The 17,669-nt window shown below is 70.1% G+C and carries 11 protein-coding genes; 3 read left to right on the top strand and 8 right to left on the bottom strand.

What is annotated here, in order from left to right:
- Positions 1–180 precede the first annotated feature (180 nt).
- The 3 genes from R5W23_RS22680 to R5W23_RS22670 all read right to left on the bottom strand — a co-directional run bounded on the left by R5W23_RS22680 (position 181) and on the right by R5W23_RS22670 (position 7,172).
- Positions 181–2,901 carry a hypothetical protein gene (locus tag R5W23_RS22680; RefSeq protein ID WP_320688264.1) on the bottom strand — a complete coding sequence of 907 codons (2,721 nt, stop codon included), beginning with the start codon at positions 2,899–2,901 and terminating at the stop codon, positions 181–183.
- Between the two features lie 28 nt (positions 2,902–2,929).
- Positions 2,930–4,747, bottom strand: coding sequence for a hypothetical protein (locus tag R5W23_RS22675; RefSeq protein ID WP_320688263.1), 1,818 nt, complete (start codon positions 4,745–4,747; stop codon positions 2,930–2,932).
- A gap of 361 nt (positions 4,748–5,108) precedes the next feature.
- Entirely contained in the window at positions 5,109–7,172 is a 2,064-nt protein-coding gene (locus R5W23_RS22670) for a PQQ-dependent sugar dehydrogenase (protein WP_320688262.1), read from the bottom strand.
- A gap of 844 nt (positions 7,173–8,016) precedes the next feature.
- Here R5W23_RS22670 and R5W23_RS22665 point away from each other — a divergent pair.
- On the top strand, positions 8,017–9,480 hold the full coding sequence (locus tag R5W23_RS22665; RefSeq protein WP_320688261.1) for an SEL1-like repeat protein: 1,464 nt from the start codon (positions 8,017–8,019) through the stop codon (positions 9,478–9,480).
- A gap of 738 nt (positions 9,481–10,218) precedes the next feature.
- On the opposite strand, the gene R5W23_RS22660 is transcribed toward R5W23_RS22665, so the two are convergent.
- From R5W23_RS22660 to R5W23_RS22645, 4 genes are all read right to left on the bottom strand, one after another.
- Positions 10,219–10,476: an indolepyruvate ferredoxin oxidoreductase subunit alpha gene (locus tag R5W23_RS22660; RefSeq protein WP_320688260.1), complete on the bottom strand. Its 258-nt coding sequence runs from the start codon at positions 10,474–10,476 to the stop codon at positions 10,219–10,221.
- A gap of 828 nt (positions 10,477–11,304) precedes the next feature.
- Positions 11,305–12,228: a sigma-54 interaction domain-containing protein gene (locus R5W23_RS22655; protein ID WP_320688259.1), complete on the bottom strand. Its 924-nt coding sequence runs from the start codon at positions 12,226–12,228 to the stop codon at positions 11,305–11,307.
- Positions 12,225–12,449: a DUF1653 domain-containing protein gene (locus R5W23_RS22650; protein WP_010040454.1), complete on the bottom strand. Its 225-nt coding sequence runs from the start codon at positions 12,447–12,449 to the stop codon at positions 12,225–12,227. The genes R5W23_RS22655 and R5W23_RS22650 overlap by 4 nt, the downstream gene beginning before the upstream one ends.
- Positions 12,450–12,529: 80 nt before the next feature.
- Entirely contained in the window at positions 12,530–13,075 is a 546-nt protein-coding gene (locus tag R5W23_RS22645) for a hypothetical protein (RefSeq protein ID WP_320688258.1), read from the bottom strand.
- A gap of 140 nt (positions 13,076–13,215) precedes the next feature.
- Between R5W23_RS22645 and R5W23_RS22640 the strand changes: the two genes are divergently transcribed.
- Complete coding sequence (locus tag R5W23_RS22640; protein ID WP_261186946.1) at positions 13,216–14,076, top strand: hypothetical protein; 861 nt, start codon at positions 13,216–13,218, stop codon at positions 14,074–14,076.
- Between the two features lie 49 nt (positions 14,077–14,125).
- The gene (locus R5W23_RS22635) at positions 14,126–16,729 is read left to right on the top strand and encodes a hypothetical protein (RefSeq protein WP_320688257.1); all 2,604 of its coding nucleotides are present in this window, start codon (positions 14,126–14,128) and stop codon (positions 16,727–16,729) included.
- Here R5W23_RS22635 and R5W23_RS22630 read toward each other — a convergent pair.
- The gene (locus R5W23_RS22630) at positions 16,720–17,568 is read right to left on the bottom strand and encodes a helix-turn-helix transcriptional regulator (protein WP_320688256.1); all 849 of its coding nucleotides are present in this window, start codon (positions 17,566–17,568) and stop codon (positions 16,720–16,722) included. The two genes, R5W23_RS22635 and R5W23_RS22630, sit on opposite strands and share 10 nt — an antisense overlap.
- Positions 17,569–17,669: the final 101 nt, after the last annotated feature.

The following is a 17,669-nucleotide window of genomic DNA, read 5'->3' as shown; positions in this document are numbered from 1 at the left end:
GGCGCGAGCGTTGCCGACGAACCGTTCGTGAGAAGAAGGCGGTGCTAACGCGATCGAACGACCGCCAGAGATGTGGGTGATCCGCGGGGCCGGGCGCCGCCGCGGTTGAAGCCAGAAGCGGTTCCACCCACCGGGCCGCCGCGCCCGCCCGGCGCGGGCGGACGCGGCCCCGGCGGGCCGTCAATCGAACTGCACGCCGCCGGCCGCGCGCCGGCTGCGCTCCGCCGCCTCGCGGTACGCTTCCGGCGACGTGAACACGCCCGGCCACGGCCGCCCCGCCAGTTGCCGGAACAGCCGGTTCGCGAGCACGTGCTGGCCGGCCCGCGCGGCCATCTGGGCGTACACCGTCTTCGCGTACCGGCACGCCGGGTCCGCCTGGGTCCATGTTTGGAGCACCTCCTCCATCTGCGACCAGAACCGGGGGTTGTTGAGCAGGCCGCGGTGGCGCGTCTCCAGGACGTTCAAATCTATCTCGAACGCGAGGAGCCCGAATCCCCCCTCCCAGCGGCCGATGCTGTGCGCGATCAGCCGCAGTGCGAGCCGCTCCCACCCGCCCTCGTCCCCGTCCCCCGCCGACACCCGGTACCGGACGAGCCACCGCAGCGCCTCGTAGTTGTCGGGGTTCGCGGCCCCGGCCCGCATGAACCACCGCTCCGTAACGGACCGCGGCTCCCGCAGCCCGGTGGCGACCGCGAGCATCCGGGTCGGCGCTTCGGGCCGCTCCGGGGCCAGCCGCCACGCCCGTTCCAGTAAGGCTCTCGCGTCCCGCAGCCGCGGCGCATCGGCGCGCCGCGGGCCGGCCGCTTCTCCCCACCCGGCGGTGATGAGCACCGCCGCGGACACGACCAGCGAGCCGTATGCGTCGCCCCCGGCCGCGAGTGCGGCGCTCAACCGCTCGCCGTCCGCCGACCGGCCCGCGGGGAGCGCGACGAGAAGCCGGTCAGCGGCGCGGAGCAGTTCTTGCCGGGCGACCGGTTCCGAGTCCGCCGCGGCGCTGGTGAACAGCGGCCACAGGTCCGCGAGCCGGTCCGCACTGCCGCCGGCCGTGGGGTCCGTGATGTCCAGCGCTGCCGGGAGCCGCACCGCGACCGGGTAGCGACTCGCCGCGAGCCGCGCCGCGGCCTTCCGGAGTTTGTCGCCGCCCCCGGTGCCGAGCCCGGTCGCGGCCCCGAACCGGGCGTGAAGGGTGGCAACGAGCGGGTCGTCACACCCGGCCGCGACAGCGCGTTCGAGCGCCCCCCAGGCGGCGTCCGCGACACCCCCGGACAGGAAGCCGGGCGCCTCGGCGTCGGCCACCGCGTTCAGCGCTGCAAGCCCCTCGGCGCGCCCCGGGCCGTCGGCGGGGTACGCGGCGCCGAACGAGTCGCGGTACGTCCGCGCGAACCACTCCCGTCGGGCCGCGCGCGCGGCCGTCCGGCGCTCCGGCTCGCCGAGCTTTGAGTAACCCGGGTAGGGCGACGGGGGCGCCGCCCCCCCGAAGGTCTTCTCGACCCCGCGGTAGGCCTGTGCGGCCGCCGCGGCGAACTCGTCCGGCCCAGCGAACACCCCGGGCCGGGGACGGTTTTTGAGCGCTTCGAACAGCGGGACCGCGATCTCGTACCGCTCGGCGTCGGTCGCGAGCCGCGCGTACAAGGTGCGGGCGTGCCAGTCGGCGGGCCGGGCCGCGAGCCAGGCGTCGAAGAACGTTTGCACCTCGGCCCACCCGTCCGCCGTGGTGAGGAAGTTCGGGCGGTGCCGGCGGGCGATCTCGAACGTGACGGCCGCGGCGGCCGGGACGCCCGCGTCCCAGGCGCCGCGCTCGCGGCACGACCGCGCCACGGCCAGCGCGTCCGGAACGGTGCCGCCGCGGTCCGGGCCGACGGCGTCCGCCAGCGCGGCCCAGGCCCGCGGGTTGTCGGGGTCCGCCTCAACGGCGCGGGCGAACCACCGCCGGGCCTCGTCGGCGCCCAGGCCGAGCCCGGCCGTCACGGCGATCAGCTCGGTCGGGGCGGCCGGGCACGCGGGCTCCAGTTCCCACGCCCGCTGGAACGCGGCGCGGGCACGTTCGAGTGCGGCCCGCGCCGCAGGGCCGGTGCCCGCGCGCCCCGCCCGCGCGGCGTGGAAGCCGTCGAGTGCGAGGCGGACGTGCTCGCGGGCACCCGCTGCGGTCAGGGCCGCCGCGGCGCGCGTGTGGTTCTCCTCCGGCGTGCCGCACACGGGGGCGTCGCGCCCGACCAGCTCGCGGGCCGTCGCGAGCAGCAGCGCCTCGGCGGCCGGGCTCGGGTCGCGCGCGGCCTCGGCGAACGCCGCCCACAGCGCGTCACGCACCTGGGCGGCCGCCGCCACCCGTTCGGCCGGGGACCGCTCCAGCAGGTCCGCGCTGCGGTCCACCGCGTCGAGGTGCGCCTCCAGGCGGTAGGCCGCCGGGTACTTCGTCCGGCCGAGCGCCTCGGCGAACCGGAAGCCCGCCTCGCCGGGCGTGTCCGCCCCCGCCTCCGCGCCGACGCGCCACTCGGCGAACGTCACGAACGGGTCCTTCGACCCGTCAACGACCGCCCGCCGGAGGGCCTCGCGGCAGTGAGCCACGAGCGCGTCCGGCGGGTGCGGGTGGGCCAGGAACAGGGCGTAGTCCTCGACGGCCCACAGCACGGTGTCGTGGATCCGGGCCGGGCCGTCGAACGCGGCCTCGAACGCCGGCACGAGCGCGGCGCGGGCGGCGGCGTACTTCGCCGCGCGGTGCGGCGGCAGGCCGTTCGGGTCGATGGGCGAGGGCAGGCGCAGGCGGTCCGGTCCCGGCGCCCGGGCGACCGGCGCGGGGGACCGGAACAGGCCGAGAAAATGTCCCACGAGGGCGAACGTGCCGAGACCGCACACGACCACGACCGCGGCGTAAGCCCACGGCGGAAGGCGAGACGAGGCCATTAACGCTCCGGTCAATAGGGAGAGGTGCTCACCCGCCCGGCGGGCGGCCGGTGCGGGCCCAGGTGCGGTAGCGCGCGAGGGCGGCCGGCGAGCGGAAGCCGCCGCCGCTGAAGTCGTCGCCGACGGCGTTCAGCTCCCGGACCGCCACCCCGTGCTGCCCGGCGAGGCACGCGGCGCGGGCGTGGCTGCCCCGCACCCAGAGCAGCTCGGGGCGCTCCCGCCGGACCACGGTGTACCCCGTGTCCAGCACCCGCCACACCAGCGGCTGGGAGTACTGCGGCCGCGCCTGTGCCGCGGCGGCCGCCAAGACCGGCTCGGGCACCGGCATGTTCGCGGTCAGGTTCGACACCGCGGCGAGCGGCAGCAGCCCGTTCACGTTGCGGGTGCGGACGCACTGCCACGCGAACCCGAGGTACTCTTCCTGCGACCCCTGCCACTTCGGGTGCAGGGACTCCACCTTGGTCGCGCACGCCTGGGCGTTGTCCGGGTCGGCCCGCATGGCCCGCTCGAACCACCGCTCCATCTCGTCGCGGGGGTGGCCGCGGCCCATGCACACGGTCAACATGCTGGTCGCGGCGTGCGGCCGGTTCGGGTCCCGCTCGTGGGCGGCGGTCAGCGCCTCCTCGGCCTCGGCCAGGCGCTCGGAGAACTGCCGCCAGCCGTCGGGGGTGACGGTGTTGGCGTACCCGTAGCCCCGCGCGTCCCACGCGTACCGGATCAGGAAGGCGCCGCGCACCGCCAGTTGCGTCGCCTCGGGCGCGCCGCCCTTCTTGAGGCACGCGGCGATCTCCTCGTGGGCCTTCTGGCGGCTCCGACCCGCGCTCATCGACTGCCGCTCCCGCAGGGTGGTGAGTTCGATGACGTTGTCCTGGTTGACCGGGTCCGGGTCGGCGCTGACTTTGGTCAGCAGCTCCCAGAACCGTTTGTCCCAGGTCGCGATCTCGTCCGCCGGGGCGCGGTGCTCGTGGAACTGGGCGAGCAGGTTGTGAACCGCGTGGATCTTGCGCGCGTCGGCGTACCGGCTGTCCCACACCAACTGGGTCACGCGGCGGGCCTCGGCCAGCACCCGATCGGGGGGCACGGCGCCGGCGGCCCGCTGCGCTTGAAGGTGGAAGTACTGCACCAGCGGGTCGTCGCACCCGTCGGCGACGGCCGCGGCCAGCGCGGCGGCGCTCGGCGCGTCTTCGGGGCTGTGTGAGGCGAACGGGGAGCGGATCGCCATTTCCTTCGCGCGCAGCGCGAGCGCGGTCCGGGCCTTCGCGGCCCACGGCGCGTCGGCCCGGCCGACGCGGCCGAAGGCCAGTTCGGTCGTGTCCCGGCACCACTCCAGGTGGGCGGTCCGGAGCGCCTTGGCCCGGGCCTCGTCCTGCGGGATCGCCGGCCCCTCTGCGGCGTACCGGTCGAGTTCGGCCACGGCCGCCGCCGCAACTGGGTCGGCCGGGCGGAACGGGTCCGCGTCGTCGGCCGCGGGGGCGATCGCCGGCGCCTGGGGGAGGGGCGGCGGCGGGGCCGGCGTGCCGACGGGCGGGGCCGGCTTCTGCGGCAGCGGCGCCACCGCGACCGGCCCGACGGCCCCCTGGTCCGGTTCCCGGGTCAGTGACCGCACCAGCACGAGCGCCCCGGCCGCCGCGGCCCCGAGGGCGGCGGTCCCGAGCCCGACGAAAAGCAGCGCGCGGAACGGGGAGCGGGCGGCCGGCGCGCCGGCCCCATCATCCTCTTCGTCTTCATCCCGGTCGTCGGGCGCCGAGAAAATGTGCTCGCACCGGGGGCACTCGATCGCTTCGGCGCCGGGCGGCTGGACGAGGCGGACATCGCACTCGGGGCACCGGATCTTGCGTGTCGGCATGGGCGCCTGGGGGTGGAACGGGCGGGCGGTCCGTCGGAGGAGTTATCGTGCCGGTCGGTCCAGCCGGCGTCAAGTGAAATCGGCGAACGGTCACCTGCGCGCCCGTTGGAGCGGGCCTTTCGTCACGGCCCGGGGCGCCGCAGGTTCGTTTGCACGGCAACGAGAACGGGCCGGGCCGGCTGCGCCGACCCGGCCCTCATTTACTCTCGTCGATTACGGCTGTCTTATCTTCTGCCTTTGTGGCACAGACATTCCTGTCTGTGCGGCTCTGAGACCCCGCACAGACAGGAATGTCTGTGCCACAAATTAGGCACAATTGGTCAACGTCATTCGTTCAGAAGCGCGATCGCGAACACGCGGCCTACTTCGTGAACCGGTAGATCCCCTTACCGGTGTTCGTGACGGTCAGGAAGTAGATCTCGCCGTTCTCGTCCTCGCCGAACGACACCACCGGCCGCTGCGGGTCCTTGATCGGGCGGTTCGCGGTCACCCGCTTCGCCCCCTCGTCGTACTTGAGCGCCCACAGCCGCGACGTGACGTAGTCCGCGTACAGGTAGTGGCCGTCGAGCTCCGGGAGCGCCTTGCCGCGGTACACCCCGCCGCCGGTGATCGACTTGCCCACGTCGTGGTGGTACTCCCAGACCGGGTCGATCATCCCCTTGTTCTCGCGCACGCCCTTCGGCCCGAACGGGTGGAACGACTCGCGCAGGTTCCACCCGTAGTTGCCGCCCTTCTCGATGATGTTGATCTCTTCGTACAGGTTCTGGCCCACCTCGCCGGCCCACAGCCGGCCGGTCTTGCGGTCGAAGCTCATGCGCCAGATGTTGCGGACCCCGTACGCCCAGATCTCGGGCCGCGTGTCGTTCTTCCCGACGAACGGGTTGTCCTTCGGCACCGCGTAGTTCTTGCCGTCGGCCTTCTGGTCCACGTCGAGCCGCAGGATCTTGCCGTAGAGCGTGTTCAGGTTCTGGCCGTTCTCCTGCGGGTCGCCGCCCATCCCGCCGTCGCCGTGGATCACGTACAGGAACCCGTCCGGGCCGAAGCAGATGGTGCCGCCGTCGTGGTTCCAGAACAGCTTGTTCTCGTAGCGAAGAACCTGCTCCTCGGACGCCGGGTCGAGCTTGGTCGGGTCGGCCTTGCTGACCCGGAACCGCGACACCACGTTGACCTTGTTCTCCTTCTTCGGCGTGTAGAAGATGAAGACCTCGCCCTTCTCCTTGAACTTCGGGTGGAACGCGAGGCCCAGCAGCCCTTCCTCGTTCGTGTTGTCGTTGTACTTCACGCGGTCCCGGATATCGAGCACCACGTTGGTCTCGGTGGCCTTCTGGTCGTTGGCGAACGTGTACACGACGCCCTGTTGTGTGGCGACGAACACGCGGTTGGAGCCGTCCCCGGCGTGCGTGAGCACGAGGGGGCGCAGGGGCACCACCCGGCCCGTCGCGCCCTCTGCGTCCCACCCCTCCCACTTGAGGTCCGGGAACGCGACCTCGGTCTTCAGCGGCAGCGGGCTGAAATCGACCTCGGCGCCCGGCACCTGGGCCGCAACCGCGGTCACCGTGCCCGCGGTCGCGTCCGCCACCAGGACGTTCGCCCCGCTCGCGTCGAGGCACAGGTCTCCGGCGGACTTGAGCCCCCCGGCGACCGGCACCGGCTTCTCGCCGGGCCGGGGAATCACGAACAGCTTGCCCGACGCCCCGCCGGACACGAACAGCCGGCCGTAGTAGTCCCAGGCGAGGCCGCTCGCGCCGTCAACGCCCTCGGCGATCAGGTCGCTGGTGCGGTCGGCGAGCTTGACGCGGTAGACCTTGCCCGTCCCGGCGTCGGTGAAGAGCACGTGCGACGCGCCGTCCATCGCCACCCCGCCGGGCGTGTGCAGGCCCTTCAGTTTGGTGGCGTCCACGAGGACATCGACCGTGCCCGGCCCCCGCCCCCCTTGGCCCGGCCCCTTCGGCGCCGCGGGCGGGGCGACGCGGTACAGCGCGCCACCGCTGCCATTGGCGCCGGCGTCGGTCACGAACACCGTGCCGCTCTCCGGGTCCGCGACCACATCGGCGAGCGCCTTCGCCGCGACCGGGAACTTGTCCGCGGGCACGTACACCTCGGCCTTCGGGTCCTTGCCGAAGACGTTGACGCGGAGCAGCCCGGCCTTATCGACGACGTAGAGCCAGTTGCGGAACAGCGCGAGCCCCTTTGGGTCGTTGAGCCCGGTCACGAAGGGGGTCGCTTTGCCGTCCTTGATAACGGCAACGGAGCCGTCACCGTCCTTGCCGGGTTCGCCGGCGAGCGACACGAACACGCGCCCGTCCTGCGCGGCCGCAATGGACTGCGGGTGGGCCAGGCCGCTGGCGAGCGGCTTGGGCGGCTCCGCCGCCCGGGCGCCGGCCGGGGCTCCCAGGAGAAGCAACAAAGAGAGGTACCGCGTCATGGCGTCAATGATCCTCACGCGTGCGGAAGGTGCCGGGATAGTCTGCCGCACCGCCCCGCGAAGGACAAGGGGGGAGGCAACGGGCGTACTTGTTTAGCGCCCCGCAAGCTCTGACCCAAATCCCACAGAGGTATTGCTGAAATGTTAGTCTAATCCGCCACACGAAATTGCAATGGTGGTTTCATGGCTGTCATGCAGGCGCGGATAGATGCGTGGGAAGTAGCGATCCGAGAACGTCAGGAACGGTTGGGCGAAGCCGCTATTGTGTTGCAGCACCCGAGCCGATCTCACCGGCCTTCGATAATCGCGAATGACGGCCCAGGCCTGTTCCTTGACCGATCCGACTCGCCACCTGAAACCCGCACTCGCGCAGCCCCAACTCCTCCAAGCCCGCGACGCGCCGCGAACCAATCCGCCGAACCTTACCCGCGTAAGTTTTTTCGCGTTGTAATTTGGTGATCGAGCGGCAATACGCTGCGCTCGTTCGCGAGCGCAGCGTGTGTGCTTCAGGGTATTTTCGCACCACCGAGCCCGACGGTTCAGGTACTTGCCCTTGTGAACGTGGTCAGACTCGGCTCATTAACTTTCAGCTCCGGCAGATATGCTCAACTCCATCGCCCGTGTACTCCTGGTGGGAACAGCCGGCACTCGGACCGGTCTGGCGTATCGACGCGGGCCGTGTGCTCTGCTGATCTTCACGCTTTTCGTCGCTGGCGCGTGTCAGCGCCGGGAGTCAAGCGGCAACGCAATATCGAGCGTGCTAGCCCCAGGTTCGACCGCGCTGCCCCAAACGGAAACGCCCGAGGCTCCAATCGTTGACAGTGTCTCGGAAGACTACGCTGTCGTGGAGCGGTGCTGGCGCGAGCACCGCAGCACCGCGGATTTCTTCAAGGCACAGGGGGAGAAGCGGGCACCTGCGTGGAAGGATGCTGCCACACAGGGTTCGAGCAAAGGGATGCTCCTTTATGCCCGGTCCCTTCAAGAGGGGGCAGGCGTAGCGAAGGATCTGGCCGAAGCGGCGAAGTGGTTCCGCAAGGCCGCGGAACTCGGGTTGCCGATGGGACAGTATGCTCTGGGGAGCTGCTACGTCACCGGCGAGGGCGTGGGGAAGGATCCGGTCGAAGCGGTGAGGTGGTTCCGTAAGGCCGCAGAAGCTGGGTATGCCGAAGCGATGCGTTCCGTGGGTGGGTGTTACGCAAATGGCGTGGGCGTAGGCAGGGATCCGGTCGAGGCGGTGAGGTGGTTCCGTAGGGCCGCAGAACTCGAGTTGCCGATGGGGTTGCACGATCTGGGGATGTGCTACCTCATTGGCGTGGGCGTGGAGAAGGATCCGGTCGAGGCGGTGAGGTGGTTCCGCAAGGCCGCGGAACTTGGCAATGTCGAAGGAATATTCAAGCTCGGCTTGTGTTACGACGACGGTGTCGGGGTCGCGAAAGATCGGGTCGAAGCGGCCAGGTTGTTCCGTAAGGCCGCAGAGTTCGACAACGCCGAAGCGATCCACGTGTTGAGTGCGCGTTACCTCAACGGTGATGGCGTACCGAAGGACTCGGCCGAGGGGATCAAGTGGCTTCGCAAGGCGGTGGAACTCGGCAATGCCGATGCGATGCACAGCATGGGTGCGTGTTACGTTAACGGCGTCGGGGTCGCGAAAGATACAGTCGAGGCGGTCAGGCTGTTCCTCAAGGCCGCACAACTCGGCCAGACCGAAGCGATGCGAAGTTTGGGCGCGTGTTACTTCAATGGCGATGGTGTGCCGAAGGACTCGGTCGAGGCGGTCAAGTGGTTCCGTAAAGCGGCAGACCTCGGTAACGCCAAAGCGATACACAGCATGGGTACTTGCTACGTCAATGGCGTCGGGGTGGCAAAGGATCCGGTCGAGGCGGTCAAGTGGTTCCGCAAAGCGGCAGACCTCGGTAATGCCGAAGCCATGCGAAACCTGGGTATACACTACGCCGATGGTCTTGGGGTCGCGACAGATCCGGCCGAAGCGGTGAAGTGGTTCCGCAAAGCGGCAGACCTCGGCCTACCGATGGCGATGGCGAATCTGGGGAAGTGTTACGTGCTCGGCATCGGAGTAACTAAAGACACCGTTGAAGGGTTGAAATGGGTCCGTAAGGCTGCGGAACTCGGCGAACCGTACGCCATGCACCTTCTCGGCGCCTCCTACCTTGCGGGTTTGGGCACGCCCAAGGATTCATCGGAGGCGGTGCTGTGGCTCACCAAAGCCGCGGAACTCGGATGGGCAGAATCTCGAGACATCTTGCAGCGACTGCACCGCACACCGCTACTGCCGCCATGCACTAATTAATTAGAACAAACTGTTATTCAAGAGAGCTAAAGTTGCGAGCAAAGACGGCCTCGCACCCGACTCGAATCGCAGGCGTTGTCTTTTTTCCCACGTAGGACCACGCCTCGTCGGCTTGGACCTGCTGTGGTTGGACGTGCCGAACCATCTGGTCGTGGAACCGCTGGCTTTGGTCCCAGGCCGCCGCGCGAATGGGAGCACGGTGTTCAGGTTAACCCGGCACATGCGCCCGGTGGGCCGCGTGCCGTTGCCATCGACCAAGTGCCGGGCGATGTCGTGGACCTTCTCGTCGCACAGGTGGAACCCGAACAGGGGCGTGCCCTTACGCTCCGAGAAGTTCTTCCCACAGGTGATGCACCGCGTGCATCGGATGCCCCGCGTCTGGCTCGACAGCCGTGGGACCGGAGGTTGCCTTGGCCCGCCTGGGCATACGTGGCACAGTTGGGGTTGGGACACGCGATGTTCGTCCCATCGCGCTCTCGTACACCCCTTCCACACTTGGCTGCGGCGGTCTATCGCCCTAGCAAATCGAGACTTCCGACGGAAGCGTAAGGACTTCGAGTCAAAAGTCGTCAGGTCAGCAAGTCGTAAACTCACAGACCATCATTCTCATTGGATTTGTGACTTTACGACTTTCGACGATCGGACTTTTGACCCGAAGCCCTACGCAAGTCGCCACCGTTGTCTTTCCAAAATCGCCGGTTGAGCGAACATGTCCGCGTCAGCGGCTGTTCTTCTCAGTCACGCGCGCCCGAGTGGCTTCAGGACCTTCACGCGGTCGGCGTTGAGCGGTACGAAGTCCGACCACTTCGCGGGCACATCCCCATCCAGGAAAATCGCCTCGACCGGACACTCGGGGGCACACGCCCCGCAATCGATGCAATCGTCCGGGTCGATGTAGAGCTGGCGCTCGTCGCCGTAAAAGCACTCGCTCGGGCACACCACCACGCAGTCCGTGTACCTGCACCCCACGCACGGGGCCGTCACCACGTGAGCCATCGTCGCACCTCGAAACGGTGTTCGGAACCGCGCGACGCAATTGCAGCCCGCGTGCCGCCCAAAAAAGTGCTTGAAAAGCCCCGTCCCGGAACGGAACGACCGACCGGATTTGGTCGGGTGACGAAATGCGGTCGGACGGCGGAAGGAAATCCGGTCCCGAGTGCCGCGGTGCCATCAGTCGGATGTGGGACTGCGCGAAGACCCGCCCGTACCGGCCGGACACGGCGGCCAGCCGCTTCGAGCCGACGCGGTATTGATCGACCGCAGCGGCGCGCCGAGGTTGCACCCGCCCCCGGGTGCCGCGCGTCCGGCTGACGACGACCACGATGAGTTCGGGTACTGGCTTCGCTCGTGGCGCAGGCCCTTCGGTCTGGGCCACGAGCAAAGCCCCGCGAGGCTGGTGCCGTCCCTCCCACCTCGCCTCTGCTGTAACGGGGGTTACAGCACGGCAGCGGTAGCACCTGACGGGGCGCGGACTGGACATTCGCTGCCGTCCGACTGGTGAATCGCTACCGGTTCGCTGGGTGGTCGCTACCCGCGAATCACGCCCTCAAAACCCGCAGGAGTCTCCCGAATGCACGAGCACCGGTTCCAGTGGCATCCGAATCAAACGACGCAATATGCGAACGCAGAGCCACTTGCAACGAGCACGGCCCACACGCGCGGTTTCTCCCGCGAACGAACGCTGGCGCCAAACACCCAACCGGGTGCCGCTCAAACTTCCAAAAGTGCCGCGAAAGGGGAAATGCCGTGGGGCAATACCGGGTGTGCCGACCGTTCGGCGTGGTCGCGCTCCAGCGAGCGGGGTGGGACGTTCCCGCGCCGACACTACTGCCAGTCGGCTTCGCGCGTGATGCCGTGTTTGCGCATCTTGCCGTAGAGTGTGGTGGGCTTCAGCCCGAGACGGTGAGCCGCCCCGCCGGGACCGTACACGCGACCGCCGGCCGCCCGCAGGGCCGCCACGATGCGCGCCTTTTCCTGCTCGGCCCAGGTGCGCGCCGTTTCGACCGGTGGCGCCCCGAGCCACGCGGGATCGACAACCAGTTCGTCCCCCTCGCTCACGATCACCGCGCGTTCGATGACGTTCTGAAGCTCGCGCGCGTTCCCGGGCCAGTCGTATGCGGCCAGCTTACGCAGCGTCGGGGCGGAAATGGTGTTCGCCGGCTTGTTGTGCCGGGCCGCGAAGTGTTGGAGGAAGTGCGCGGCGAGAGCCGGTACGTCGTCCCGACGGTCGCGGAGCGCGGGGAGTTGGATCGGGAACACGTTCAGCCGGTAGAACAGGTCGGCGCGAAAGGTGCGTTCGCGAACACCGGCGGTGAGGTCGCAGTTGGTGGCCGCGATCAGGCGCACGTCCACCGGAACCGGCTTGCACCCGCCGAGCAACTGAACCACCCGTTCCTGAAGGGCACGGAGCAGCGCGACCTGCGCGTCGGCCGTCAGTTCGCCGACCTCGTCCAGGAAGAGCGTGCCGCCGTGCGCCTGCTCGAACCGGCCGGCGTGCCGGCGCGCGGCACCGGTGAAGGCGCCGGCCTCGAAGCCGAACAGTTCGGCGACCACCAGCGATTGCGGCAGCGCGCCGCAGTTGACCGGTACGAACGCCTCTCGCGCCCGCAGGCTCTGCGCGTGCAGCGACCGGGCGACGAGTTCCTTGCCGGTCCCGGTTTCGCCCAGGATGAGGACGGTCGCGTCGGTTCCGGCCACCTGCTGGATGGCCTTGCGCACGCCTGGAAGGGCACCGATGAGGGGTGTCATGACGGCCCAACGTATGCGAACCGCGGGACCGGTTCGCCGCTCACGGTGACGGTTTCGAGGAACATCGCGAGCGGGCGCACCCACAGCCCGGTGTCGTTGTACAGCGGCCGGTACACCACCAGCGGCTCCTCCGTCTCGCTGTGCCGGGCGACGCCGACCACCTCGTACTCGCCGCCTTTGTAGTGACGGTACCGTCCCGGTCGCGGCTCGTGACTCGACATTGTGCTTTCCCTGGGACCGCGACCATGAGCCGATCACCTGCGAGCGCCCGAAACGGCCGTGATCCCGTGGGGAAAGCGACTCAATGCTTCGGCTTCACGGCGCGTGGCGCCGGGGCCACGGGCAGCGCCGGCTTCTTCGGCTCTTCGGGCTTTTTCGCGGGCGGTTCGACCTTCTTCGTCTCGTCCGGTTGCTTGGCGGGTGTCTCGGTCTTCTTCGGCTCTTCGGGCTTCTTGGTGGTCGGTTCGGGCGACTTCTTCGGTGCGGCGGTGGCGGCCTTCAGGTTCTTGCGCACCGCCTCGATGGTCTCGTGCAGGAGGAACGCTTTGCGGTCCGCGCTCGCTTCTTTGTCCGCCGCTTCCAGCCCGGCGTCGATGAGCTTTTGCGCGGCCGGGCGGTGGCCGATCAGCGGGCGGACGGTCGCCAGCGCGCCCTGGTACACGCGGTACGTGCCGACGAAGTCCTTGCTCTCGTTGTACAGGTCCGCGCCCCGGTTGTGCACGTCCCGGAGCGTGTCGATCACGAGCCGGTCGAAGGCGGTCGCGTCGGGCAGCCTCGGCTCGTCCGCGGTGCCGCGCAGCCCCAGCAGCGCCACGAGGGCGAGTGCCGCGAGTCCTCGGGTGGTCATGTGGTGTACCTCGGGTTCGTCTTCCCTGTCGAAGTTCCGTGCCATCATGACGCGCCGGGGTCGGGGTTGCAACGCGACTCGGGTTCCGCGTACCATCGGTGCGAGTGCCCCCACACACCGTCCCGCACGGAAGCGGACCCGTGGCCGACAAACTGACACAACAAGTCCTCGACGCCCTGACCCGCGCCGCGGCCGAACCGACCGGCCTCCCGCTGTACGCGGGCAAGGCCGACCTGGGCCTGTTCCCGAACGTCGCGGGCGCGAAACCGGCCGCGCAGAAGTGCCTCGCCGAAGACCTCGTGCGGGTGGTCGGCGCGGACCCGAAGAGCAAAACGCCCCGCGACCTCTACGGCCTCACCGACAAGGGGTGGGAGTACCTGCTGGCGGCGGTGAACCCGAAGCAGGTGCTCGAGGACTTCGTGCGCGTGCTCGAGGCGCGCCAGGGCGAGGTCACCGATCTGCTCGCGACGGCCCGCCGCATGGCCGACAGCCTCCAGGGGCTCCGGGACGCCGTGTCGCGCGTGCTGCCGGCGGTCACGGCGGTGCGGGTGCGCGAGCCGCTCCCCTCGGTCGCCGCCCCGAAGGTCGAAGAGCCGGCGGGCGAGTTCGTGCCTTCGACACCCGCCGAAGTTTCGGAGGCGCCGGCCCTGAGCCCGTTCCTGCTCCGTGGCGGGGTCGAAGAGGGACTGCTCCCCGCGCCCGCACTCGCGCCGGCGGTGCTCGCGCACCTCGCCGAGCACACCGGCCCCACGGACTGCCCCCTGCCGGAACTGTTCCGCGCCCTCGCGCAGACCGCCGCGCTCACGATCGGCGAGTTCCACGACTGCCTGCGGGAGCTGCACTCCGAGGGGCGGGTCTCCCTGCCGCAGTGGACCGGCCCGCTGTACGCACTGCCGGAACCGCAGTACGCCTTGCTCATCGGCCACGGCATCGCGTACTACGCCTCGCTCCGCGAAGCCGGGGTCCGGGAGCTCGCCGGCTCGCCCCGATACGGTTCCTGACCCCCGCCCCTCGCCTGGTCGCCGACGCTCGAACAAGGAGGTTCATCTGATGACCGCTACCGCCATCGCGCCCGAGCCGATCGCCTTGACCGGGCGCACCCGCGACGTGCTCAAGCGGGCCGGGAACCCGTTCCGCAACTACTTCGCCCGCAACCCCGACGACGAGGTGTGCGCGCGGTACCACGTGCCGGAGCTGTTCGCCGCCGAGCGCGACCTGCTCCACGCCATCATCGACCTGTACCGGTACGACCCGCAGACGCACAGCGAGGTGGTGCCCATTCTGGGTAACAAGGGCGCCGGCAAGACGCACCTGCTGCACAGCATCAAGCACGGCACCAGCGGGCAGTGGCAGCTGCTGGTCACCCCGGGCGTGTACCAGCGCGACTCGGACTTCCTCGAGTACCTGCTGTTCCAGATCATCGACACGCTGCTCGGGGGCGGGAAGCAGAAGGGCGTCCGCCCGCTCGAGTACATCAGCGACCAGCTCGTGCGGCGGCAGCTCGGCGTCGCGCTGCGCGAGCTGAGCGACGAGGAGAAGGTGGAGCTGTTCCCGCCACCGGGGCTAGGCCGCTGGGCGCGTCGCCTGGGGATGGGCACGCAGCAGGCCCGCGAGCGGGCCGAGTGGCTCGCCGAGAACCTGAGCGGGTACTCCAACTTCGCCCGGGTGCCCACGCCGGTGCTCCAGGCCCTCAGCGAGGCCGGGCTGACCGCGCAAAAGGCGTTCGACCTCGTGAGCGCCTACGTCCAGAAGAACGAGGCGCACAACACCGCCGGGCTGATGCGCCGGCACATCTTCCAGGGGTTCGCGAAGGCGGCGCTGCTGCGGGACGAGAGCGACCTCGCCAGCTTCCTCACGTTCGGATTCGCGGAGCTGGAGTTCCACGTCCGCCCGACGCGCCAGGACCTCGTGCTCGCGCTGTTCAAGGTGCTGACGGAGGTGTTCCGTAGCCTGAAGACGCCGGTCGTGGTCGCGTTCGACCAGCTCGAGGACCTGCTGCTCGCCCGCCGCACCGACGACGCCCACAAGACCGCCGAGGCGTTCTTCGCCGGCATCGTGCAGGTGATGCACCAGATCGACGGTCTGTGCTTCCTGATCTTCGCCGAGCGCGGGCTGTGGAACCGGTTCGTGCCCTCGCTGGACGGGTACATCCAGGACCGGCTCAACAACCCGGTCCACGTGCCGAAGCACGGCACCGTGAAGGCCATCCGCCTCGAGGCGCCGCCGAGCGACCTCGTCCGCCGGGTGGTCGAGGCGCGCCTCCGGCCGTGCCTCGCCGAGCTGCCGAACGGCGAACCGGTGCCCGAGATCTTCCCGTTCGCCGACGAGCAGGTGCTCCGCATCGCGCGCACCGAGCCGACCCTGCGCGACATGCTCCAGCAGTTCCGCCACCTGTTCGACCACGTCGTGTACGGCCCGGACGACCTGACCGCCGAGCGCCGCCCCGCCCCCGCGCCGGTCGAGGCGCCGGCGCCGGCCGTCGCCGCCCGCCCGGCCCCGTCTGGGTTCGTGGAGCTGCCGGCGGCGCGGTTCGACGTGTCGGCCGAACTCGCGCCCGCGCCGACCCCGGTGGTTCCGGCCGAGCCGACGCTCGACGACTGGCCGGTGCCGGTGGACCACGCGAGCCGGCTCGCGGCGCTGCTCGGGCACGACGAGGCCGAAGCCCCTGAGAAGGTCGAGTTCACCTTCAAGCAGGTGGACGTGATCGAAGCGCCGGCCGCCCCGCTGATGCTCGCCCCGGCGCCGGTGGAGGTGCCGCTCGCAGTGGCAGTTGAGGAGCAGGAGCGAATCGAAGAGCAAGCGCGGGCGGGGGAAGTCAGCACCCCGGACGCCCCCGCGGCGGAGCCGGTGAGCGAGCCCGCGGCGGTGTTCACCCACGAGCCGGTGAGCGAACCGCCACCGGCCCCGGCGGCGATCGAGGACGCTCCTCGTCCGGTCGAATCGGTTGCCGCCCCGGAGGTGCCGGCCGCCCAGAGCTTTCCGGCGGAAGTACCGGCAGACGTACCGGCCCCCGCTGTGGTGAAGCTGACCGCCGCCGCGCTCGTCGAGCTGTGGGAGCAGGAGCAGCGGGCCGCGCGGCGGAAGCTCGAGCCGGAAGGGGCGCTCACGGGCGCCACGCGCGAGCTCCAGGCCGGCCTGGGCGCGTTCCTGAGCACCTGCCACGAGCACGGCGTGAAGGTCGGGCCGTGGCGCTTGCAGCACGTGGTGGACGAGTGGGTCTACGGCGAGCACCCGACCTACGGCGTGGTCACGATCGCGCACTGGGCCTGCAAGGACGGGCAGCCCTGGCGCATGGGGCTGGGGCTGTTCCTGGCCCGCGGCGCCGGGAAGCCGAAGGACCTGGAGGTGAAGCTCGGCGTGCTCGAGACCGAGCCGGCGATGGTGGACCTGCTGGTGCTGCTGCGGCCGGAGGACGACATCGCCACCACGGGCAAGAGCAAGACGCTGCTGAACGACGCCGAGCGGCGCGGCAAGCACACGCGGCTGGAGCCGGTGTCGCTGGACGGGTTCGCGCAGATGTACGCGTTCCCGCGGTGGCTCGCGGTGGTGCGCGAGTCGCTGCCCGAGGGCGCCCCGCTACCGAACCTCGCGGACGTGATCCAGGAGAAGTGCGAGAAGTTGCTCGAGCAGGTGTGCATGCCGGTTCAGGGCTGATTCGCCGGCCCGGGCGGGCCGCCCCCGGGTCCGGCCCAGGCGCACCGGGCGCCCCACCCGCGCCGCACCCACCGGGCCAGCAGCTCGGCCCGGGACGCGACCCCGAAGTGGGCGAAGATCACCTTGGCGTACTGGTTCACGGTGTACCGGCTCAGCCCCAGCCGGGCCGCGATCTGCTTGTCCGAGTCCCCCTCGAGCAGGCACCGCAGCACGTCGCGCGCCCGCGGCGCGAGGGCGCTCGGGGCGGGGTCGCTGAACCCGGCGAGTGCCCCACTCATCAGTGGGGTGATCGCCGCGTACGCCTCTGCGACGACGGCCTGCTCGCGGGCGGCGAAGTCCCGGCGCCCCGCCGCCCGCGCGATGATCTGCCCGTGTGTAACATCGGCCCGGCCGGGGATGAACCGAAAGCACCACAGGTTGCGGTGCACGCCGATGGTCCGGTACACCTCCTGGTACTCGATCCCGCGCCCCCAGTCGTGGTCGCGCACCAGTTCGCTGCCGCACAGTGCGACCCCGTCCTCGCGGCACACGCGGACCCGGTACGCCCCCATGAGCGGCGAGTACGCGGGGTCGGCCCGGAGGAGCTCCAGCGCCCGGAGCCAGCCGGCCCGGTTGAACCCGTTCTCCCAGCCCCACTCCGCGGTTCCCAGGTCGCGGGGCGCGCCGCCCCGGACGCCGCCGAGCTCCCCGCCCAGCACGAGGTCCGCCCCGACCAGCCCCGCGACCCCGGCGAACCAGTGCCGCCGCCAGGCGGCGCCGTCGTCGCCCAGGTCGCGGCACTCGTGAACGAGTGCGTGGACGGCGCGGAGGTCGCGGAGCCGAAGAACGGAAGAGGGCATGACGTACTCTGGGCGTGATTGTTTGCGAGTACGTTCCCTAATTTAAGGGACTCGTACCGGCGGCTGAAGACGAATACCTTTCTATCAACGCGGTCTGACAG

It is taken from the genome of Gemmata algarum, from assembly GCF_034097035.1.
GTDB lineage: Bacteria > Planctomycetota > Planctomycetia > Gemmatales > Gemmataceae > Gemmata > Gemmata algarum.
The sequence above is the reverse complement of the archived record's forward strand: the minus strand, read 5'-3'. Positions and strand labels throughout refer to the sequence as shown.

What these genes read in the sequence shown, in the direction of transcription:
- R5W23_RS22655 (WP_320688259.1), bottom strand. Translation starts at nt 12,228, where the DNA reads ATGACACCCCTCATCGGTGCCCTTCCAGGCGTGCGCAAGGCCATCCAG.
- R5W23_RS22670 (WP_320688262.1), bottom strand. Translation starts at nt 7,172, where the DNA reads ATGACGCGGTACCTCTCTTTGTTGCTTCTCCTGGGAGCCCCGGCCGGC.
- R5W23_RS22680 (WP_320688264.1), bottom strand. Translation starts at nt 2,901, where the DNA reads ATGGCCTCGTCTCGCCTTCCGCCGTGGGCTTACGCCGCGGTCGTGGTC.
- R5W23_RS22650 (WP_010040454.1), bottom strand. Translation starts at nt 12,449, where the DNA reads ATGTCGAGTCACGAGCCGCGACCGGGACGGTACCGTCACTACAAAGGC.
- R5W23_RS22660 (WP_320688260.1), bottom strand. Translation starts at nt 10,476, where the DNA reads ATGGCTCACGTGGTGACGGCCCCGTGCGTGGGGTGCAGGTACACGGAC.
- R5W23_RS22675 (WP_320688263.1), bottom strand. Translation starts at nt 4,747, where the DNA reads ATGCCGACACGCAAGATCCGGTGCCCCGAGTGCGATGTCCGCCTCGTC.
- R5W23_RS22635 (WP_320688257.1), top strand. Translation starts at nt 14,126, where the DNA reads ATGACCGCTACCGCCATCGCGCCCGAGCCGATCGCCTTGACCGGGCGC.
- R5W23_RS22645 (WP_320688258.1), bottom strand. Translation starts at nt 13,075, where the DNA reads ATGACCACCCGAGGACTCGCGGCACTCGCCCTCGTGGCGCTGCTGGGG.
- R5W23_RS22630 (WP_320688256.1), bottom strand. Translation starts at nt 17,568, where the DNA reads ATGCCCTCTTCCGTTCTTCGGCTCCGCGACCTCCGCGCCGTCCACGCA.